The organism is [Clostridium] fimetarium, assembly GCF_900111235.1.
GTDB classification, from domain to species: Bacteria; Bacillota; Clostridia; order Lachnospirales; family Lachnospiraceae; genus Clostridium_N; species Clostridium_N fimetarium.
Genome location: NZ_FOJI01000002.1, coordinates 155,979 through 176,036, shown reverse-complemented (window position 1 = coordinate 176,036; position 20,058 = coordinate 155,979). Strand labels below are relative to the sequence as shown.

At 34.8% G+C, this 20,058-nt stretch carries 13 protein-coding genes; 2 read left to right on the top strand and 11 right to left on the bottom strand.

The window, feature by feature from the left end:
* Positions 1 to 110 precede the first annotated feature (110 nt).
* From BMY18_RS03195 to malQ, 5 genes are all read right to left on the bottom strand, one after another.
* Positions 111 to 1,358, bottom strand: a complete 1,248-nt coding sequence (locus BMY18_RS03195; RefSeq protein ID WP_092450517.1) for an extracellular solute-binding protein — start codon at positions 1,356 to 1,358, stop codon at positions 111 to 113.
* 133 nt (positions 1,359 to 1,491) lie between these two features.
* Positions 1,492 to 3,174, bottom strand: coding sequence for a sensor histidine kinase (locus BMY18_RS03190; protein ID WP_170841274.1), 1,683 nt, complete (start codon positions 3,172 to 3,174; stop codon positions 1,492 to 1,494).
* Between the two features lies 1 nt (position 3,175).
* Positions 3,176 to 4,690 carry a response regulator gene (locus tag BMY18_RS03185; protein WP_092450514.1) on the bottom strand — a complete coding sequence of 505 codons (1,515 nt, stop codon included), beginning with the start codon at positions 4,688 to 4,690 and terminating at the stop codon, positions 3,176 to 3,178.
* A gap of 209 nt (positions 4,691 to 4,899) precedes the next feature.
* Positions 4,900 to 7,170, bottom strand: a complete 2,271-nt coding sequence (locus BMY18_RS03180) for a glycogen/starch/alpha-glucan phosphorylase (RefSeq protein ID WP_170841273.1) — start codon at positions 7,168 to 7,170, stop codon at positions 4,900 to 4,902.
* Positions 7,171 to 7,332: 162 nt separating this feature from the next.
* Positions 7,333 to 8,838 (bottom strand): 4-alpha-glucanotransferase, encoded by a 1,506-nt coding sequence (malQ, locus tag BMY18_RS03175; RefSeq protein ID WP_092450510.1) that lies wholly within the window; start codon positions 8,836 to 8,838, stop codon positions 7,333 to 7,335.
* Positions 8,839 to 9,008: 170 nt separating this feature from the next.
* Here malQ and BMY18_RS03170 point away from each other — a divergent pair, with 170 nt between their 5' ends.
* Positions 9,009 to 9,884 carry an AraC family transcriptional regulator gene (locus tag BMY18_RS03170; protein WP_092450507.1) on the top strand — a complete coding sequence of 292 codons (876 nt, stop codon included), beginning with the start codon at positions 9,009 to 9,011 and terminating at the stop codon, positions 9,882 to 9,884.
* A 114-nt stretch (positions 9,885 to 9,998) separates the two neighbouring features.
* On the opposite strand, the gene BMY18_RS03165 is transcribed toward BMY18_RS03170, so the two are convergent.
* Positions 9,999 to 11,915, bottom strand: coding sequence for an NAD(P)/FAD-dependent oxidoreductase (locus BMY18_RS03165; protein ID WP_092450505.1), 1,917 nt, complete (start codon positions 11,913 to 11,915; stop codon positions 9,999 to 10,001).
* Between the two features lie 177 nt (positions 11,916 to 12,092).
* On the opposite strand from BMY18_RS03165, the gene BMY18_RS03160 reads away from it, so the two are divergent.
* Positions 12,093 to 12,674: a TetR/AcrR family transcriptional regulator gene (locus BMY18_RS03160; RefSeq protein ID WP_092450503.1), complete on the top strand. Its 582-nt coding sequence runs from the start codon at positions 12,093 to 12,095 to the stop codon at positions 12,672 to 12,674.
* Positions 12,675 to 12,875: 201 nt separating this feature from the next.
* Here the strand turns inward: BMY18_RS03160 and BMY18_RS03155 are convergent, their stop codons facing one another.
* The 5 genes from BMY18_RS03155 to BMY18_RS03135 all read right to left on the bottom strand — a co-directional run bounded on the left by BMY18_RS03155 (position 12,876) and on the right by BMY18_RS03135 (position 19,949).
* Positions 12,876 to 13,886, bottom strand: a complete 1,011-nt coding sequence (locus BMY18_RS03155; protein ID WP_092450501.1) for a GGGtGRT protein — start codon at positions 13,884 to 13,886, stop codon at positions 12,876 to 12,878.
* A 48-nt stretch (positions 13,887 to 13,934) separates the two neighbouring features.
* Positions 13,935 to 14,627, bottom strand: coding sequence for an iron-sulfur cluster assembly scaffold protein (locus tag BMY18_RS03150; RefSeq protein ID WP_092450500.1), 693 nt, complete (start codon positions 14,625 to 14,627; stop codon positions 13,935 to 13,937).
* A gap of 127 nt (positions 14,628 to 14,754) precedes the next feature.
* Complete coding sequence (locus tag BMY18_RS03145; protein WP_092450498.1) at positions 14,755 to 15,423, bottom strand: LbetaH domain-containing protein; 669 nt, start codon at positions 15,421 to 15,423, stop codon at positions 14,755 to 14,757.
* A gap of 518 nt (positions 15,424 to 15,941) precedes the next feature.
* On the bottom strand, positions 15,942 to 17,762 hold the full coding sequence (glmS, locus tag BMY18_RS03140; protein WP_092450496.1) for a glutamine--fructose-6-phosphate transaminase (isomerizing): 1,821 nt from the start codon (positions 17,760 to 17,762) through the stop codon (positions 15,942 to 15,944).
* Between the two features lie 117 nt (positions 17,763 to 17,879).
* A complete protein-coding gene (locus BMY18_RS03135) occupies positions 17,880 to 19,949 on the bottom strand; it encodes a DNA topoisomerase (RefSeq protein ID WP_092450494.1) in 2,070 nt (689 codons plus the stop codon).
* Positions 19,950 to 20,058: the final 109 nt, after the last annotated feature.

The window sequence follows — 20,058 nt, the reverse complement described above, 5'->3', positions numbered from 1 at the left end:
AAGTCCTAAATGCAAACTTCCATAGAAACTATGCTTTGCGTAAATAAAAGGCTACCGTTAACTATTTTATATTTCTACAAAACAGCTTGACGGCAGCCCGTATTTAAAAGTTAGTTTACTCCAGCTGTATTAATTGCCTTATTAAATGCCGTTGTTTTATCAGCTGCATTATCAAGAGTTATTTCACCATTTACAATCGATTTACCAAAATTTTCTGCTGGTGTCCAGAAGTTATTCATTCCAGTTACAAATGGTTGCATTACTGATGTTTTTTCAAATGTATTATTCTGAGCTGTAACCAACACATCTGCTTTGATTTCTGATGTATTTAGTAATTCTGTATTACAAGGAATTACGCTTCTTAACTTATAATGTTCACTCTGTGCATCTTTACTTCCAAGATATTTTGCAAGTGCGACTGCAATCTGTGGGTTCTTACAATTTGGATTTACACCAATTGCTTTTGAACCTGCAAATGATTTCAATTGCTGTTGCTTACCATCGATTGTAATCGTTGGAAGCTCTTTTGCTGCAAAATTATCGCCAAGTATTCCCTTAACACTTTTATAATCCCAAGATCCAGAGAACATTGCACTTATGCTTCCATCTCGAAGTCCTGCAATACCAACTCCGTCTGCATCATTTACAAAGTTACTATTTTTAGCAAGATTTACAAGATATTTTGTAACTGCTACTCCTTTATCTCCAGCAAAGCTAATGCCAGCGGCGTTGTTTTTTCCATCATCAAACATTGTGCATCCGTTTGCAAGATAGAAAGATGCAACATACCAAGCAGTTGTAAGTGGAAATGCAACTTTTTTCTTAGTAAGCATTGTATCAAGATTTTTTACGTCTGCTTCTGTAAATTTACTTTTATCATAATACATAAACCAAGTATTTGTTGTAAATGGAACACCATAGATATTACCATCTACAGAGACTGAATCAACAATTGCACTTGAGTTTGTACTCTTAACATAATCTGCTGTTTCTCCACCAATTTTAGAAATTGCATTTGCATCAATCAATGTTTGGATCTGGTCATTTGCAAAGAAATAAACATCTCCTGAATTACTTGGATCTTGAGGAATTGTTTTTGCAACATCACCCTCTGAACAAACCGAATATTCATATGTAATATCCCATTCCGGATGTTCTGCATTGAATTTATCACACATTGTCTGCAACCATTGGCCTTGCTCAGTTGACTGATCTTCAGCTGGTCCCCATACTTTTACCGTTGCTTTTACTACCGCCTGAGTTTCTGTCGATGTGCTATTACTTTTTCCACATCCAAAAACAGATGTAACGCAGATTGCTGTTATCAAGAACAATACCATAATCTTTTTCATTTTCATTTAAATCCTCCTCCAAATTTATAATTTATTAATAATTTTGTATATACTTATTATAAATTTGAATGATGAATTTATAAATATAAGAAATCTATGAAACATATCACTTTTCTTTTATTGAGAATTTTTATATACTTTATCCTTGATACTTTCGGGCTGGGAACACAATTGTTATTTGAGTTCCTTGATTCACTCCGCTCTCAACTTTCATTTCATATGCTTCTCCATAATATAGGATTATCCTCTGATTAACATTTTTTGCACCATAGCCACTCGAATTCTGATTCAGGTAGTTCTTCAGTGTTTCTTGATCCATACCTACGCCATTGTCTTCTATTTTCAAATAAACCAGACCATCCTGCAGTTTTCCTGTGATTGTTATTTTCCCTCTTCCTTCCAGTTTAAGATCAATTCCATGGTTGATTGCATTTTCAACAAGGGGTTGTAATAATAGATTCAGTGTTTCGCATTGTAGTATCTGCTCCTCCACATTTATTTCGATATCGAAATTATTGTCATGCATCATAGACTGTATCTGAAGATAGGATTTTACATTACTTAATTCCATTTCCAGACTAAGTGTATTCCCCCCTTTGTTTAGGGATGTCCTATAATAATTTGATAAAGCAAGTGTAATCTGGCTGATATCATTTTCTCCTAATTCTAGGGCTTTCCAATTAATGAGGGATAATGAATTATACAAAAAATGTGGATTTATCTGTGCTCTTAAGGCTCTCATTTCATATTCTTTCTGATTTATTTTAGCCTCATACACCTCACTAATTAGATTTTGTATACGGACAATCATATTGCCAAATCCATCTATTAGTTCACCAATTTCATCATTTTGTCCTTTTTTTACCCAAATTACAAAGTTTCCTTTTTCAACTTCTTTCATATTATCCTTGAGTTTTCCAATTCTTTTTGTAACAAGCTTTGATAAAGAAAGGATTGCCATTGTTGCTGCACTAATGCTAAGTATAAAAGTAACCAACATCATTGTCATCATCGGTTGTACAGACTGTATGACAAGACTTTTAGGCTTGTACATCCATGCCGTCCAGTTCGTCGAGTCTGATTTTTCATTGATGATTAGATACTTACTATTGTTTCCTGTGTTGGCAAGCTGCCCGTAATCAAGCTGCATATCCTGAAATTCATCCTGGAACTTGCTATATTCATATATAACATTACCGTTTTCATCCGTCACAAAAACGCCATAATTATCATCTATATTCTGTGTGTAGGTATCAAATACCTTATTATAATCAACACCGATATATAAAATACCCAACATGTTGCTTTTATCAAGCATGGGCATTTTCCTGGCAGAAAAGAGTATTTTACTATCATTGTCCGCATACCACTCGAGATCACTTTTATTGCAGGCATCGTTAAACCACCATTTACCCGATATTTCTGATATCGGTGCAATGGTTTCATCATGTTTGATATCCTTATCCGTATATATAGTGACCTTATTTACATCATTATGAAAGTACTTGAGTGATGCTAGCATCGGATCCATAATATTTACAAACTGGTTATACATTTCATAATTACTTTTATAGTCATAACTTACAATTCTAGATATTGTCTCATTAAATGATATATAATTTGAAAGATTATCATATATTTGTATCTGGTTATCAACAACTTCCGTCGACTGATAAAGAAAAGTCTGTATGGTCTTTGTATCCTTTTCCATCAACATTTTTTTTATCTGGAAATAAGAAAAAGAGAACAGTACCATAATGGGAAGGATGCTTGTAACTAAATAAATAAGCCCAAGTTTGTACTTTAACTTCGTATTTTTCATCTCATCCACCATTGCTTCTAAATTTCTCAGGACTCACGCCAAAGTATTCCCTAAAGCTCTGACAAAAATAAGACACATTCGGATATCCGACTTCTTTACTGATGTTTACAATCTTTTTCATTGTATTCTCAAGCATCTGTTTTGCCTTTTCCATCCTGTACTGCTTGATAAATTTATTAAGATTTTGTCCAGTTTCTTTTTTAAAAATAGAGCTGAGATAACTTGGAGTCAGATATACCATCTGTGCAAGCTGGTCTACCCCTATTTCCTCATTGTAATGCTCATATATATTTTTTTTAACAATCTCTATTTCCTTATGTGTACTCACTGGATTTATCAAAAAGGCCTTTTCTAGCCTTTCTATATGTTTATCTACAATTTCCATGATACAGCTAAAATCAACAGATTTATAGAGTCTATCGATTTCACCGTTAAATTCTTCATTCATATCTGGCATAGCATCATAAAAATCTTTTAATAAATTCGAAAAGATAAATTTTATATAAATATGGGAAAAATTCGTTTTTGACCTATATTTATTACAGAGGCAATCAAAATGTATTCTCATGCCTACAATATCTTTCATCTTAATATCCTGCTTCAATTTCTTCATAAGTATATCATCATCTATCTGTACAATAACTGGGGCTTCACTATATACTTCTTCCATAAAGATATAGTTATCCACCTGGTAAAATCTATTTTCCATTAGCGCGTCCAAGTCTTCCAGATATTTGGAAAGATTGGCATAGTCTTTGATCACCTCTGAAACAGCAATGTAGCATTTTTCGTGATAAAGTTCATCCATGATATCATGTATATTTTCTGCAATCAGCCTGACATCTGTATTCTTTGCCCCATCTAGAAGCAAAATGGACTGCTGTTGATTGAGATTTAAATACTGAAAATGAAATTTAAATTTATCCATAACTTCACTCTGAAAATCAATAATATTTTTACCAAACACGTCATAATTAAATTCAAGCAGAAGCATACGATTATACAAATTCCATATATTTTCACCAAGGAGACGCGCGCATTTTTTTTGAACATTTTCCGCATTTGCTCCATTAAGAAGTGAATAAAGAAGATGCTCTTTTGTATATTCAGAACTTTCAATTTTAATTTCCTTTTCTAATTGTAAATCATCAATCTCACGGATCACTTTATTTAGTGTATTCTTAAATTCATCCGGATCGACAGGTTTCAAAATATAATCTGAAACGCCAAGTTTTACTGCAAGCTTAGCATACTCAAATTCATTGTAGCCGCTAAATATGATGATTTTCATATCATCACAGAATGTTATTGCATTCGTAATCAGTTCAATCCCATCCATAAATGGCATTTTAACATCTGTCAATAAAATATCAAAATCACGTTCTTTCAACGCTTCTAAGGCTTCTAGTCCATTAGAAGCCTCATAAACACTCAAATCAAACCCCATTTTTTTAACAAGAAATATAATTCCATTTCTTTCTATCTTTTCATCATCTACAACCAATATATTATACATCACAACACCTCCTAGTATATTTGAGCACTCTCGGGACAGTGACCTTGGTTCATTGTTCTACCATATACATACTGTCTACTTATCATAAAGAATATTGTAATTTATTATTTCTAAATCTCTAAATTTCTAAACTAGAGTAGCAAATCTGCCTATGGGAGGTTTGCTACTCTAGTTTATGCATATTAAGGTGTTATTGCAAGGAAAATCTTTTAAAAGACTTTCCAGATATCTTTCTCGTATTCTGTGATTGCTCTGTCTGAAGAAAAGAATCCCGCCATGCTAATATTAGTAATCATTTTTTGAGCCCATGACTTTCTATCCTCATAGTCAGCAAAAACTTTTTCTTTTTGTTTTAAATAGTCATCAAAATCAAGAAGTGTCATAAACCAGTCTTTGTTAATAATTTCTGAATATAATCTGTTAAGAGATTCTTTGTCTCCAATCTTTTGCATTTCGTCAGAAATAATGAAGTCAACGCACTTTTTAATTCGTTCATCCTTTTCATAAAAATCCTTTGCAACATAATCGGAATTTTTATAATGCTCGATGACTTCTTCGCTTCCCTCTCCAAACGTGTAAATGTTTTCATTACCAACCAATTGTGCAATTTCTACATTTGCACCATCCATGGTTCCAAGGGTGATAGCGCCATTGAGCATCAGCTTCATGTTTCCTGTTCCACTGGCCTCTTTGGATGCAAGGGATATCTGCTCTGAAATATCGCAGGCCGGTATTAGTTTTGTAGCCTTACTTACATTATAATTTTCAACCATTACTACCTTAAGGTATGGGCTAACCTCTTCGTCATTATTGATTAAATCCTGCAAGCATAATATCAGGTGGATAATATCCTTTGCTATCACATATGCCTTTGCTGCTTTCGCTCCGAAAATGACCGTAATAGGAGTAGACGGTTTACTTCCATTTTTAATCTCAAAATATTTATTAATCACAAATAATACATTAAGTTGCTGCCTCTTATATTCATGCAGTCTCTTTATCTGAATATCAAAAATCGAATTTTCATCTATACTGATGTTCTGGGTCTTTTCCAAATACGCCTTTAACTCTTTTTTATTCTCAAGTTTAATATCCAACAATGTTTTCAAAACCTGATCATCATTTATATATTTTTTTAAATCCTCCAACTTGCTTGCATCTTTTTTAAATTCACTTCCTATCAATGTTTCGATATAGTCTGCAAGTCTTTCATTACAATGAAGTAGCCATCTTCTAAACGTTATTCCATTTGTTTTATTATTGAATTTATCAGGATATATTTTATAGAAATTATGAAGTTCATTATTTTTGAGTATATCTGTATGAAGTTTTGCAACACCATTGACACTGTAACCATAATGAATATCCAAATGGGCCATATGGACCCTATTTTTTTTATCGATAATATAAACTGACTCATCATCATATTTGTCACGTACTTTTTTATCAAGTAACTTAATGATTTCCACCAGCTGAGGCACTACCTTCGCAAGATAGTCAAGAGGCCACTTTTCCAATGCTTCCGCAAGAATGGTATGATTTGTATAAGCGCAAGTCTTTGATACAATAGAAATCGCCTCATCCATATCAATTCCTTCTTTCACAAGAAGCCTAATCAATTCTGGTATTATCATTGTTGGATGGGTATCATTAATCTGGATTGCCGCATACTCATTGAGATTATGGAAATCAGATCCCTTTTTCTTACATTCATCCAGTATAAGTCTTGCGCCATTGCTAACCATGAAATACTGTTGGTAAATTCTAAGTAGTTCTCCTTTTTCATCACTGTCATCAGGGTATAGAAACAGGGTCAGATTCTTATCAATACAGGTTTTATCAAACTCAATATCCTTATCTTTTACAATTGTCTCATCCACAGTATCAATATCAAATAAATGTAGCTTATTAATACGATTTTCATAACCGATTATATCTATATCGTACATTCTTGATATTACCTTACGGTCACCAAACTGGATTTCATAGGTTATCTCTGTTTTATTGAGCCAGTTTTTGTCTTCTTCTTTATGAATCCATGGATTTCCTTCTTCTATCTGCTGATGACCTTCAAATACCTGTTTAAATAGTCCCATGTGATAGTTGATACCTATTCCATCTCCATTTAAGCCTATGGTTGCCATGGAGTCAAGGAAACAAGCTGCGAGTCTTCCCAACCCTCCATTTCCAAGGGATGGTTCAATTTCGATTTCCTCAATTTCATCCATTGACTTTCCATTATCTTCAAGAATTTTTTTAACGTCTTGATAAATGCCAAGATTAATTAGATTGTTTGACAAAATCTTTCCAATTAGAAATTCTGCCGAAATATAATATACTTTCTTCTTTGAATCAAAATATTCTTTTTCTCTAGCTCTTGTCATATTTTTGGTCATTTCCAACAACGCATAATAAATTTCCTCATTACAGCAATCCTTTATTGTTTTCTTATATTTATCCATACAAAAATCTATTGTCATTTTATATCCTTGCATATCGCAATTCAATTTGCGATGCCGGCCTAATATACTCTTGAATATTAGGTCAGATGCATTTTCCTTTCTTTGATATATTCTTTTTTATATTTTTTTCTTATTTTCTCTTACTTATTTTTCATAAATATTTTCTTGTTTTTCACTTTTTTACCTGTTATAAATAAAAGCAAGTTCCTTTAACTCCTTACTTATTGCTTGCGTAAACTCACCCTCCTGAAGCCTCCATTTCCAGTTACCGCCTACTGTGGAAGGAAAATTCATCCTAGCCTTATTGTCTTTTTCAAGAATATCTTGCATTTGCAAAATAACCAGATCAGAAACACTCATATAGAGCATACGCATCATTTTCCTAATTATCTGGCTCACATTTTCTGCACTAATATATTCCATCATATATTGCAGTTTTTTACTATCTTCATAAAGTATATGCCCTTTCAGCGTTTCGTTGTCATGCGTACCAATATATACGACACCATGCTTTTGATGAAAATGCGGTAAATGTTCATTCTTTGGATCTCCATTGAACGCTACCTCTAATTCCTTCATACCTGGAAATCCAGATTTTTCAAGCAATTCATCCACATCAGGTCCAGCAACTCCAAGATTTTCTGCTATTACCTTAGAATCTTTCATTGCCTCATTGATGGCATTGATTAATTTTATTCCAGGCCCCTTCTCATACCAACCTGACTTTGCGGTTTTGTCCGAAGGAATGCAGTAGTATCTAACCATCCCAATAAAATGATCAATTCTTGTAAGGTCATATAACTGTGCACAGGATTTCATTCTCCGCTTCCACCAATAAAAATCTTGTTCTTCATGTTTTCCCCAGTTATATAATGGATTGCCCCATTTCTGACCATCATCAGAAAAGTCATCTGGTGGACATCCAGCAACATTTGTCAGCTGCATCCTATCATTTAGCTGAAACAGTTGAGGTTGTGCCCATACATCTGCACTATCATAAGACACATAGAGTGGTATATCTCCAATGATTTCGATTCCTTTGTTATTTGCATATTTTTTCAGTTCTCTCCATTCCTGGAAAAATCTAAATTGAAGGAATTTCCAAAACAAAATCTCATCAGAAAGCATTTCCCTATACTTTGCCATTGCCTGGTCATTTCTGTATTTAATGTCTTCGTCCCATCTGGACCATTCCCACTGTTTAAAATGAATCTTACATGCCATATATAAAGCATAGTCTTCCAGCCAGTCGGCTTCCTCTTTCACAAATTGATCAAAAGCTTCCGTCTCCTTGCATTTATCTTCACGACAGCGCTTATTCCATCTTTCAAAAGCCTTCCTTAATAGCAAAAATCGATTTTTAAAAATTTTATCATATTGGACAAATTCTGGTGTATCACCATAGTCCAACGCTTCCACTTCATTTACATCCAGTAGATTTTCTGTTATCATGCGTTCCAAATCAATAAAATAAGGATTTCCCGCAAATGCTGATAATGATTGATAGGGACTATCTCCATAGCTTATAGGACCCATCGGAAGCACTTGCCAATATTTCTGCCCCGCTTCCAACAATTGATCTACAAATTTAAAAGCTTCTCTTCCAAAACTACCAATGCCATATGGAGATGCTAGTGCCGTTATTGGTAAAAGTACCCCCGCGCCTCTCTTATATTCTTTCATCATTACACCTCGTCTCTGTCTGATTACAAATTCATTATATTCATATTGCAAAAAAATATCTTGCAATATATAATCATTATATAATACTATTCTATCATTTTAAGAATGGAACTTTTTTGACATTTAAGTATATCAGTTGATGACACTACCAAAATATATGTAGGAGGGCTCACATGAATATTCTAGAATATGAAAATTATCAGGAAGTCAAATCGCACTATGAAATAGATTTTTCCTACAACACTTATCTTTGTACCATACCGCTTGACTTTTTCTCAGTTCCGATGCACTGGCACAGTGAAATGGAATTGATTTATGTAAAAAAAGGACGTGGCATGGTAAGTGTGGACCTTACAGATTATCTAGTAACTGCCGGTAATATTGCAGTTATACTGCCAGGGCAACTTCATGCCATATCCTCTTATCAAAGCGAAACTTTTGAGTACGAAAATATCATTTTTAATGTTCATATGCTTATACCAAAGCAAAATGATACCCTGACAGAAGAATTTTTCAACAGTCTCCTCGGACAGAAAATCCAGTTTCCTGTCCTTATAAATGAAACAATTACATTTTATAATGAAATATTACAATGTATTAACCGGGCTGATGAGATCTGCACTCATTTTCCATCGGGCTATTACCTTGGAATCAGAAGTTGCCTTTATGAATTTTTTTATATTCTTTTCACAAATTCAACCGGATGTGATATCCATCATAAAACAAGTAGAGCCCTCGATAAAATAAAGCTCATTACAAAATACATAGAAGAACACTTTGAAGATGAAATTTCAATCGAAAAAATGGCTGAAATATGTAATTTCAGCCAGTCTCATTTTATGAAATTTTTCAAAGCAAGTATGGGCACATCCTTCTTCTCGTATCTGAATGATTATAGACTTACTACTGCTTCTTATATGCTGACAAAATCGATTTCCTCCATACTCGCAATTGCGCAGGAATGCGGATACAATAATTTATCCTACTTCAACCGCATTTTCAAAATGAAGTTTGGTATGACGCCAAGCGAGTTTAGGAATCACCTGTGATTATACGTTACCCAATAACCTCAACTCCTAATATATGACGCTGTATCGCGAGTATATCAAAAATAGAAGATTACTCATCTATTTTGCAAAATCCCTTTTTGATTCTCTAGATTTTTACTTCATTACACGAATTGTATGATAGCCTTCATGAACTGCTGTAAGAATTTTTCTTGGTGCTAGCGCATCCCCAACAACCGTCAAATCTTCTACTTTATCTTCTAATGCTTTCTCCAACGGATTGTTTGAACGATAACCGGCTGCAATAATTACTGTATCACAGTCAAGTGAACATTCCTGTCCATCTTTCGTATATTCAATACCAGTAGAAGTAATCTTTGTTACTTTTGCATTACCAACTACTCCAATATTTCTTTCCTTAATAATTGCTCTAAGCGCTTGATCGTTGTTTAAGCAATGTTCTGAAATCGCTAAAATATCTTCTAACATCTCTACAATTGTTACTTCATCAGCTGTTTCCTTCATATAAGCTGCTGTCTCACATCCAACTAGACCGCCACCGATTACAATTACCTTCTTGCCTGGCTTTTTGAGCCCTAATAGATAATCATTTGAAGGTGCTGCTAATTCAATTCCTTCAATCGGGGGCATCACTGGTAATGAACCTGCGGCTAAAACAACTTTATCAAATTTTCCAGCTACTACTTCTTGCTCAGTAGCTTCCTTATTCAATTTTACAGTAACTCCGAGTTTTAATACTTGACGTTCCATATATGTGATTAACTTAAGTACATCATGTTTAAAAGTTGGAAGACCGGCTGCCCATAGGTTACCACCTAAACGAGAGGATTTTTCCCATAGTTCAACATCGAACCCACGTTTTGCAGCTGTAATTGCTGCAGACATTCCACCAGGACCACCACCGATTACTAATATGGATTTCTTCAAGCCATCTGCTACTGGAAGTTGGAATGAATCTTCTGCATAACACAATGGGTTAACTGCACAGTAATAATGTTTTCCTGAAAAACCAGCAAGAAGACATTCATTACATCCAATACAAGGAACTATATCCATTGTATCTCCAGATTTTACTTTATTAGCCCAATCTGGATCTGCTAACATCTGGTGTCCTAATACGATATAATCTGTCTTTCCTTCTGCAACTGCTTTTTCCGCTTTTTCAGGGTCAAACATTTTTCCTTGACCAAGAACAGGAACAGATACTAATTTCTTTACTGCTTCTACGACATCCATTTGATGTCCTTCTTTTTCATATACAGTAGAGATTGCTTTATTCCATGCTTCATAGCACCCAACATCAACATGAAGAGCATCTATATTTGCTGCTTCTAGAATTTTAGCCATCTCTAACCCTTCCTCCAATTCACGTCCGCCCTCTACACGATGAACAGGTGTGAATTTTACTAATATTGGAAACTTCGGCCCTACATTTTTACGAATTGATTCAATGCATTCCAAAGTGAATCTCATACGATTTTTCAATTCTCCGCCGTATTCATCCGTACGATTATTCCATTGTTTTGAATGGAATTGGTCTAATAAATAGCCACCGTAAGCATGTAATTCTACTGCGTCTGCACCTGCCATTTTAGCTAGGCTCGCAGAAAATCCAATCTTTTCTACAAGATCTTTAATTTCTTCTTTTTTAAATGGTTTACATTTTAAGTTCGGGAACCAAAAAGCATTGCAGTCACTTGATGAATATGGAGGTGTAAATGGATCTGTAAACTGTTGACGACCTAATCCTGGTGAAATCTGTACGCAAACCTTAGCACCATAATGATGACAACGTTCCACTAACATATTAAGACGCTCTACATGATGAAAATTACTAAGTTCCGTACATGGACGTGGTTCATATTTTGTAGTAACAACATTAGCACCTGTAATAATTAATCCAGTGCCACCCTTTGCGCGTTCTTCAAAATAGCGGATACCTTCTGTACAATACGATCCATCTGACTCGCCTGTTGTTCCCATAGGACCCATAACAATACGATTTTTCAATTTCATCTTTCCAATTTGTGTTCTTTCAAATAATTTAAGCATATGTACTCTCCTTTTTGATTTACCGTAGAATACATTGTATTACCTCGGTAATATAATGTATTACTATAGTAATATAGTATCACCTTGTTAAATAATTGTCAATGTAGATTAAAGCGATTTTTTATGCTAATATGACATTGGTTCATTTAACGAATCCCATAAAAATTGGAGGTAATCATGGAAAAGAATTCAACAAAGGACTTTATTATAGAAACTGCACATCAATTGTTTTTGAAAAAAGGATATCAGAATGTTACTGTTGTAGATATTTGCGAATCCTGCAAGATTTCTAAGACCACATTTTACTATCATCTCAATTCCAAAGAGGATATTATACTACACTTTTATGATTCTATTACGCATAATCTTAGCCAATTTCTCATTTCTATCTTTGCAATGGATAACTATTGGGAACAATTAATGATGTGTTTCGAATATCTTGTAACAGAGGCTAGTAAGTATGGGACTGATTTCTTTAGTCAAATGATGATTAGTAATCTAAAAGAAGACTATGGAAGCTACGATTTCAGAGATGAATTAACCGATATTGCCGTAATGATTATTAAAAAGGGACAGGAATTTGGTCAAATCAGAAATCAAAGTGATGCGAAAGCATTATACATGGCGTCTGCATATACGTTTTTAGGACACGAAGTGACTTGGTGTATCAAGAAAGGAAAATTCGATTGGATCAAAGAGACTCGTACTGCTCTAGAAAACATTTATGATGTGACACCCGAATTGAGGAAACAAATGTAATGAGCATTGGTAATATTTATAGTTGATTTCACAGAAATACTGACTCTATCATTTTGTTTCTGTTTTTGGACTTGATTATATCACAACATACTCTTATAAATATACAAAAGAAGGTGCATCAACCACGAATGATTGATGCACCTTCTTTTGTATATTTTTGCTTGTTTTCTTAAAATCTATACTACCAGACCTATGGAAAGATTAGAATTTACCAGCCTTAGCAGCTTCTTCAATACCAACAGCAACAGCTACAGTAGCGCCTACCATAGGATTATTTCCCATGCCGATCAATCCCATCATTTCTACATGAGCAGGAACTGATGATGATCCAGCGAACTGAGCATCTGAATGCATACGACCCATTGTATCAGTCATACCATATGAAGCAGGACCTGAGCCCATGTTATCTGGGTGAAGTGTACGTCCTGTACCACCGCCTGAAGCAACTGAGAAGAATTTCTTTCCCTGTTCGATGCATTCTTTTTTGTATGTACCTGCAACTGGATGCTGGAATCTTGTAGGGTTTGTTGAGTTACCTGTAATAGATACATCAACTTTTTCTTTATGCATAATAGCAACACCTTCAGTTACGTCATCACAACCGTAGCAGTTAACTGCAGCTCTAAGACCTACTGAATATGATTTTCTAGAAAGTTCATGTACTTCGCCCGCTTTGTAATCCATTTCAGTTTCAACATATGTAAATCCGTTGATTCTTGAAATTACTTTAGCAGCATCTTTTCCGAGACCATTTAAAATAACTCTTAATGGGCGAACTCTTACTTTGTTTGCCTTTTCTGCGATACCGATAGCGCCTTCAGCTGCTGCAAATGATTCATGACCAGCTAAAAATGCGAAACAATCTGTTTCTTCTTCAAGTAACATCTTGCCAAGGTTACCATGTCCCAAACCAACTTTACGTTGATCAGCAACAGAACCTGGGATACAGAAAGCCTGAAGACCTTCACCGATTGCTGCAGAAGCATCAGCTGCTCTTCTGCAATCTTTTTTGATTGCGATTGCTGCGCCAACAATATAAGCCCAACATGCATTCTCAAAACAAATTGATTGAATACCTTTTACCGTATTATATACATCTAATCCGGCATCTTTTGTAATCTTTTCTGCTTCTTCAATTGAAGAAATGCCATAGCTGTTTAAAACAGCATTAATCTTATCTATTCTTCTTTCATATGATTCAAATAAAGCCATCTGAAAATTCCTCCTAATTTTGATTTCTATTACCTAATTATTGATAATTTATTCGTGACGTGGATCAATAATCTTAACTGCATCTGCAACTCTTCCGTACTGTCCTTTTGATTTCTCATAAGCAGTTGTAGGATCATCGCCCTTCTTAATGAAGTCTGTCATTTTTCCAAAGTTTACGAACTGATATCCGATAATTTCGCCATCAGCATCAAGAGCATTACCTGTTACAAATCCTTCTGCCATTTCAAGGTAACGAGGACCTTTTGCAAGTGTTCCATACATTGTACCAACCTGTGAACGAAGACCTTTACCTAAATCTTCAAGACCGGCTCCGATTGGAAGTCCACCTTCTGAAAAAGCGCTCTGAGTTCTACCATATACAATCTGTAAGAATAATTCTCTCATCGCTGTGTTAATTGCATCACATACCAAATCAGTATTCAAAGCTTCCATAACCGTTAATCCTGGTAAAATCTCACCAGCCATAGCAGCTGAATGTGTCATACCCGAACAACCAATTGTTTCAATTAATGCTTCCTGAATGATACCCTCTTTTACGTTAAGTGTAAGCTTACAAGCACCTTGTTGTGGTGCACACCAACCGATGCCGTGTGTTAAGCCTGAAATATCCTTAACTTCTTTATTTTTTACCCATTTTCCTTCTTCTGGAACTGGCGCTGCACCATGACGTGCGCCTTGTGCAACTGAGCACATGTTTTGAATTTCCTGTGTATAAATCATTATGTTACTCCTTTCAATATGTAAAATAACTACGATTATTCTCTCATAATAAGACAAAATAGTCAATGGATTATAAGAATAATATTGTTAAATTATTATCTATCTTAGTTTTATGTGCCGATTAGCCCTAGTTTTTAGCCACTATTTCGCCTTGTTTTTTGTATATACTTCCAGCATTTACATAGCCGCGGACACTTGATAATGGGTAAATATTGCTATTTCTACCAATAATTGTTCCTGGATTTAAAATGCTACCACAGCCAACCTCTACATTATCTCCAAGCATTGCACCGACTTTTTTAATTCCAGTCTCGATTGGAGCATCTGGAGCCTTTATTGTTACCAATGACTTGTCTGACTTTACATTCGAAGTAATAGAACCTGCACCCATATGTGCCTTAAATCCTAAAATTGAATCTCCGACATAATTGTAATGTGGCACCTGCACTTTATTAAACAACAAAACATTCTTAAGTTCTGTTGAGTTGCCTACAACAGCACCCTGCCCAATAATTGCGTTACCCCTGATAAATGCACAATGACGAACTTCTGCACCCTTATCTATAATACAAGGCCCATTCACAAACGCTGTAGGAGCAACCTTTGCACTCTTTGCAATCCAAACATTCTCGCCAACCTTGTCATACTCATCTAACGACAGTGTATTTCCAAGTTCAACAATATAATCTCCAATCTTGCCCAACACTTCCCAAGGATAAACAACCCCTTCAAAAATACTAGCCGCAATGGTCTCATCTAAATCAAATAATTCCTTAACACCAACCATCTCATTCATTCTACCACACACCCACCATATAATTTATTATTTCTCAAATCTTTTATCATTTTAATTCTTTTTTAATTATTTTTAGATTTCTATTTTTCAATTTTTTATTATTCTACGATTCTGTTACTCGTTACTCTTTATACTTTTCTTCTTTTGTTCTTTTGTTCTTTTGTTATTTTGTTTTCTTCTTTTATTCGCTTGGTAAAACTTCTATGAATCTCGGAAAATTTACGACCAGTTTAAGCTCCAACCCATTTCCAACAAAGTAGCCCGTGAATATAAATTTATAATTATCCATTTCGCCGTCGACCGGCTGAAAGCAGTGCTTATGTTATGTCAAGACTCAGATGAAAAACCGAACGAAGTGAGACTTTTCATCATCCTTGAGGCTTGTAAAGAACATACTGCTTGAAGGAAAGGCAGGCGAAATGGATAATTATAAATTCATATTCACTCACACCTCTCGTTCAACACCCTGCCCTTAAATTAATGCCAACCCCTTTGCCCCTTCATAGCAGTTTTCCCCCTTACTCCACCGTTACGGACTTTGCAAGGTTCCTAGGCTTATCAACATCACAGCCCTTAAGAACTGCCGTGTAGTAAGCAATCAACTGCATTGGGACTGCTGCAATCATTGGCATCATCAAATCATCAACCAATGGTAACTTGATTATATAATCAGCTACGTCGTCTCCAACATCAATTGACTGACCACATATTAGGATTACCATAGCGCCTCTTGCTTTGACTTCTTTAATATTGCTAATTGTCTTTTCCACTAGTGCTGTTTGCGTTGCAATTGCAATCACTGGCATCTGATCTGTTACAAGTGAAATTGTTCCATGTTTCAGTTCTCCAGCTGCATATGATTCTGAATGAATATATGAAATTTCTTTTAATTTCAAAGAACCTTCCATGCTCAACGCATAATCTAATCCACGTCCTATATAAAGAAGACTTTCCGTATTCATTAGCTTTGATGCAACAAATTGACATTCCTTCTTAAGTTCAATCGCTGCTTCAATTCCACTTGGTATATTCTGTAATTCAGCCGTATATTGCTTACACTGTTCTTTTGTAATTGTTCCATTTGAATATGCTATTTCAAATGCCAATAAATACATCACTGAGATCTGAACCATATATGCCTTTGTTGATGCAACTGAAATCTCTGGTCCTGCGTGTGTATATATTACCATATCTGCTTCCCTGGCGATTGAAGAACCCTTCACATTGACTATGGCCATTGTAGCTGCGCCAACTTGTTTTGCAAGACGAACAACTGCAAGTGTATCTGCAGTTTCACCAGATTGTGAAATCACGATGAGTAAATCCTCTTTTGTTATCAGTGGATCTCTGTATCTAAATTCAGAAGCGATGTCCACAATAACTGGAACACGCGCTATTTTCTCAATTATATATTTGGCAACAAGTCCGGCATGCATTGCTGTGCCACATGCTACAACGAATATTTTTCTGTAAGTTGCAAGCTTATCAAAATCAACACCATCCGCTGAAAAATCTGGCATTCCATTGCTAATCCTTGGAGTAAGCGTTGTCTTCACTGAAGTGGGTTGTTCGTGTATTTCTTTTAACATGAAATGCTCATATCCGCCTTTTTCAGCAGCATCAATATCCCAAGTTGCCGTCTGTAGTTCCTTCTCAATTACATTTTTATGAATATCATAAACTATTATTTCATCTTTTTTCACAACTGCAATTTCATCTGGTTCAAGAAGATAATAATCTCTTGTATACTTAATGATTGCGGGAACATCAGATGCAATGAAATTCTCATTCTTACCAACGCCTACAATAAGTGGGCTATCTTTTCTTACTGCAAAGATTGTATCAGTAAAATCTTTGAACATAATACCAAGTGCATAGGAACCTTGAATTTCTGCAATCACTTTTGTAATTGTTTCAATTGGATCATCTACATAATAATAATCTAAAAGCTTTGCTACCGTCTCAGTATCTGTTTCACTTTCAAATTCATAACCTTTTGATATAAGAAAATCCTTGATTTGCTTATAATTTTCGATTATTCCATTGTGAACGATTGTTACTCTTTTATTTCCATGTGGATGAGAATTAATATCAGATGGTTCACCATGCGTTGCCCATCTTGTATGTCCAATACCACAATGTCCATCAGGTTTCCCATCAATTTTCATTTTTTCTATAAGATTAGCCAAACGTCCTTTTGACTTTTCAACTCTAATCGTACCATTTTCAAAAACAGCAATTCCTGCTGAATCATATCCTCTGTATTCAAGTTTTGATAATGCTTCTATCAGTACAGTCGCACAATCTTTTTTTCCGACATATCCAACAACTCCACACATATAATTTATTCACTCACCCAAACATGGGGCCTTCCCTTTAAATTTATATTATATTATATTTATCAAGTTAAATTACTAACCAGACTAAATTTACTCTTTTATTTCTTTAAATGCAAATCATTTATAATACTTAGAATCTTCATTAAACATACCATTTAGTTGCGATTGGTTATTTAATTTAAGTACACCGCTTGTTCTCATCCTAACAAAGTTCTCAAGTTTAACCATATATTCTTCAGACGTTATGGAACCTTCTGCTACGTAAGTCAGTCCTTTTTCCCAGCTTGCCGTCAATTCTGGATTGAGTAAATGTTTGATAGATGAATATACCACATCAAATATTATCTCTCCAAGAAGTGTTGGCATAATGATCTGCGTTTTTTTGTTTATTGCAATATATTTGTTATTATCTAATTTTTTTAGTATCTCCGCTCTTGTAGCACTGGTTCCAATGCCACTACCTTTTATCTGGGCGCGAAGATCATCGTCTTCAATCAGCTGTCCGGCATTTTCCATTGCAAGAATGATTGAACCAGAACTATAACGCTTCGGTGGTGATGTCTCACCTTCTTTGATTGTAAGACTATTAAAAGGCAATTTATCACCCTTTTTTAATTTCTTAATCATCTCAAAGAATTCTGCATCACACTTATCTTCTGTTTCCTCTTTTACCTTCGTAAATGAGTAATTGATAACCTTCAGGTATCCTTCATCCACCAACACCTTAAATGATGCGAAGAAATTTTCTTCTTTCACTGCTGTTGTTAAACTGATCTTTTGATACTGTGCTGCAGGATAAAATATGCTCAAAAATCTTCTTACTATAATCTCATAAGCCTTAGACGCGGTCGCTGATAATGAATTCAGTGCGCCAAAGCCTTGACCTGTCGGAATAATCGCATAATGGTCTGTAACCTGTTTATCATTACAATACTTCGTTTTATCTATATTCTTATACATGTTTTTTTCGAGTATTTCACTTGCGAAATCTTTTGCTAAAATATAATTTCTAAGTCCGCCAATATTCTTATGAATTTCCTTACATACTGCTGTTGTTAGCACTCTGGCATCAGTTCTTGGATATGTAACTAATTTCTTTTCATAAAGTTCCTGTATTATTTTCAAAGTCTCATCTGGGCTAATCTTAAATAACTTAGAACATTCATTTTGTAATTCTGCTAGATTATATAACAATGGAGGATTTTTAACATCCTTCTTTTTCTCTATACTATTCAAAGTTGAAATCACAGGTTCGGGATCAGATACATAGGTTATCAATTCTTTTGCTTTTTCTCTTTCTTTAAAGCCATTATCCTTATAAAGAAATGGTGATTCGAAATACTTACTCTTGTCTGTAACACGCCATTCTGCCTCAAATGTGTGAGTGGTACTTGTTGTATTAGTGCTCTCTATATTTGCTGGTGCTTCTGTATTTGCTAGTGCTTCTGTATTTACTTTCTTCTTTGAGTTTTCAACACCAGTTTCAACCTCTGCAATCACTCTAAAGAAAGGTGTTTTAACAAACTCTCTGACTTCTCTTTCTCTTCTTACAACCATTCCAAGTACACAAGTCATTACACGACCTACTGACAACACAATTCTATCAGCTCTTAGATAAGTTGCTATGTTTCTTCCATATTTTAAAGTCAGAAGTCTTGAGAAATTAATTCCCATAAGATAATCTTCCTTCGCTCTAAGATAAGCCGCCTCCGATAAATTATCATATTCTGATAAATCTTTTGCATTATGAATTCCTTTTAAAATCTCTTCTTCTGTCTGAGAATCAATCCAGACTCTTTTTCTTTTCTTACCTGTTACGCCAGCCATCTGTTCTACTAATCTATATATATATTCTCCCTCACGTCCAGAATCCGTACATACATATATTGTTTCTACATCATCTCTTGTAAGAATCGATTTTACGATTCCAAATTGCTTAGAAACCGCTGGAATCACTTCATATTTAAACTCTTTTGGAAGAAATGGTAGCGTTTCAAGGCTCCACCTTTTCAATCTTGTATCATAGCATTCTGGATAGCTCATTGTTACCAGATGTCCAACACACCAAGTAACAATATAATCATCTGCTTCCAAAAAACCATCTCTTCTGCCAAAATGTACTTTAAGTGCCTTTGCAAATTCCTGTGCGACACTAGGTTTTTCGGCTATAAAAACGGATTTTCCCATTTAACATTCTCCCAATTCTAATACTTATTCACAACCAGTTCTCCTGGGTAATCCTTCTTTACATACTTCTATACTTCTATACTTCTATACTTCTATACTTGCTTCATTA

Bases quoted from the DNA above. Each gene is read 5' to 3' on its own strand.
- BMY18_RS03195 (WP_092450517.1), bottom strand. From the start codon at position 1,358: ATGAAAATGAAAAAGATTATGGTATTGTTCTTGATAACAGCAATCTGC.
- BMY18_RS03190 (WP_170841274.1), bottom strand. From the start codon at position 3,174: ATGAAAAATACGAAGTTAAAGTACAAACTTGGGCTTATTTATTTAGTT.
- BMY18_RS03185 (WP_092450514.1), bottom strand. From the start codon at position 4,690: ATGTATAATATATTGGTTGTAGATGATGAAAAGATAGAAAGAAATGGA.
- BMY18_RS03180 (WP_170841273.1), bottom strand. From the start codon at position 7,170: ATGACAATAGATTTTTGTATGGATAAATATAAGAAAACAATAAAGGAT.
- malQ (WP_092450510.1), bottom strand. From the start codon at position 8,838: ATGATGAAAGAATATAAGAGAGGCGCGGGGGTACTTTTACCAATAACG.
- BMY18_RS03170 (WP_092450507.1), top strand. From the start codon at position 9,009: ATGAATATTCTAGAATATGAAAATTATCAGGAAGTCAAATCGCACTAT.
- BMY18_RS03165 (WP_092450505.1), bottom strand. From the start codon at position 11,915: ATGCTTAAATTATTTGAAAGAACACAAATTGGAAAGATGAAATTGAAA.
- BMY18_RS03160 (WP_092450503.1), top strand. From the start codon at position 12,093: ATGGAAAAGAATTCAACAAAGGACTTTATTATAGAAACTGCACATCAA.
- BMY18_RS03155 (WP_092450501.1), bottom strand. From the start codon at position 13,886: ATGGCTTTATTTGAATCATATGAAAGAAGAATAGATAAGATTAATGCT.
- BMY18_RS03150 (WP_092450500.1), bottom strand. From the start codon at position 14,627: ATGATTTATACACAGGAAATTCAAAACATGTGCTCAGTTGCACAAGGC.
- BMY18_RS03145 (WP_092450498.1), bottom strand. From the start codon at position 15,423: ATGAATGAGATGGTTGGTGTTAAGGAATTATTTGATTTAGATGAGACC.
- glmS (WP_092450496.1), bottom strand. From the start codon at position 17,762: ATGTGTGGAGTTGTTGGATATGTCGGAAAAAAAGATTGTGCGACTGTA.
- BMY18_RS03135 (WP_092450494.1), bottom strand. From the start codon at position 19,949: ATGGGAAAATCCGTTTTTATAGCCGAAAAACCTAGTGTCGCACAGGAA.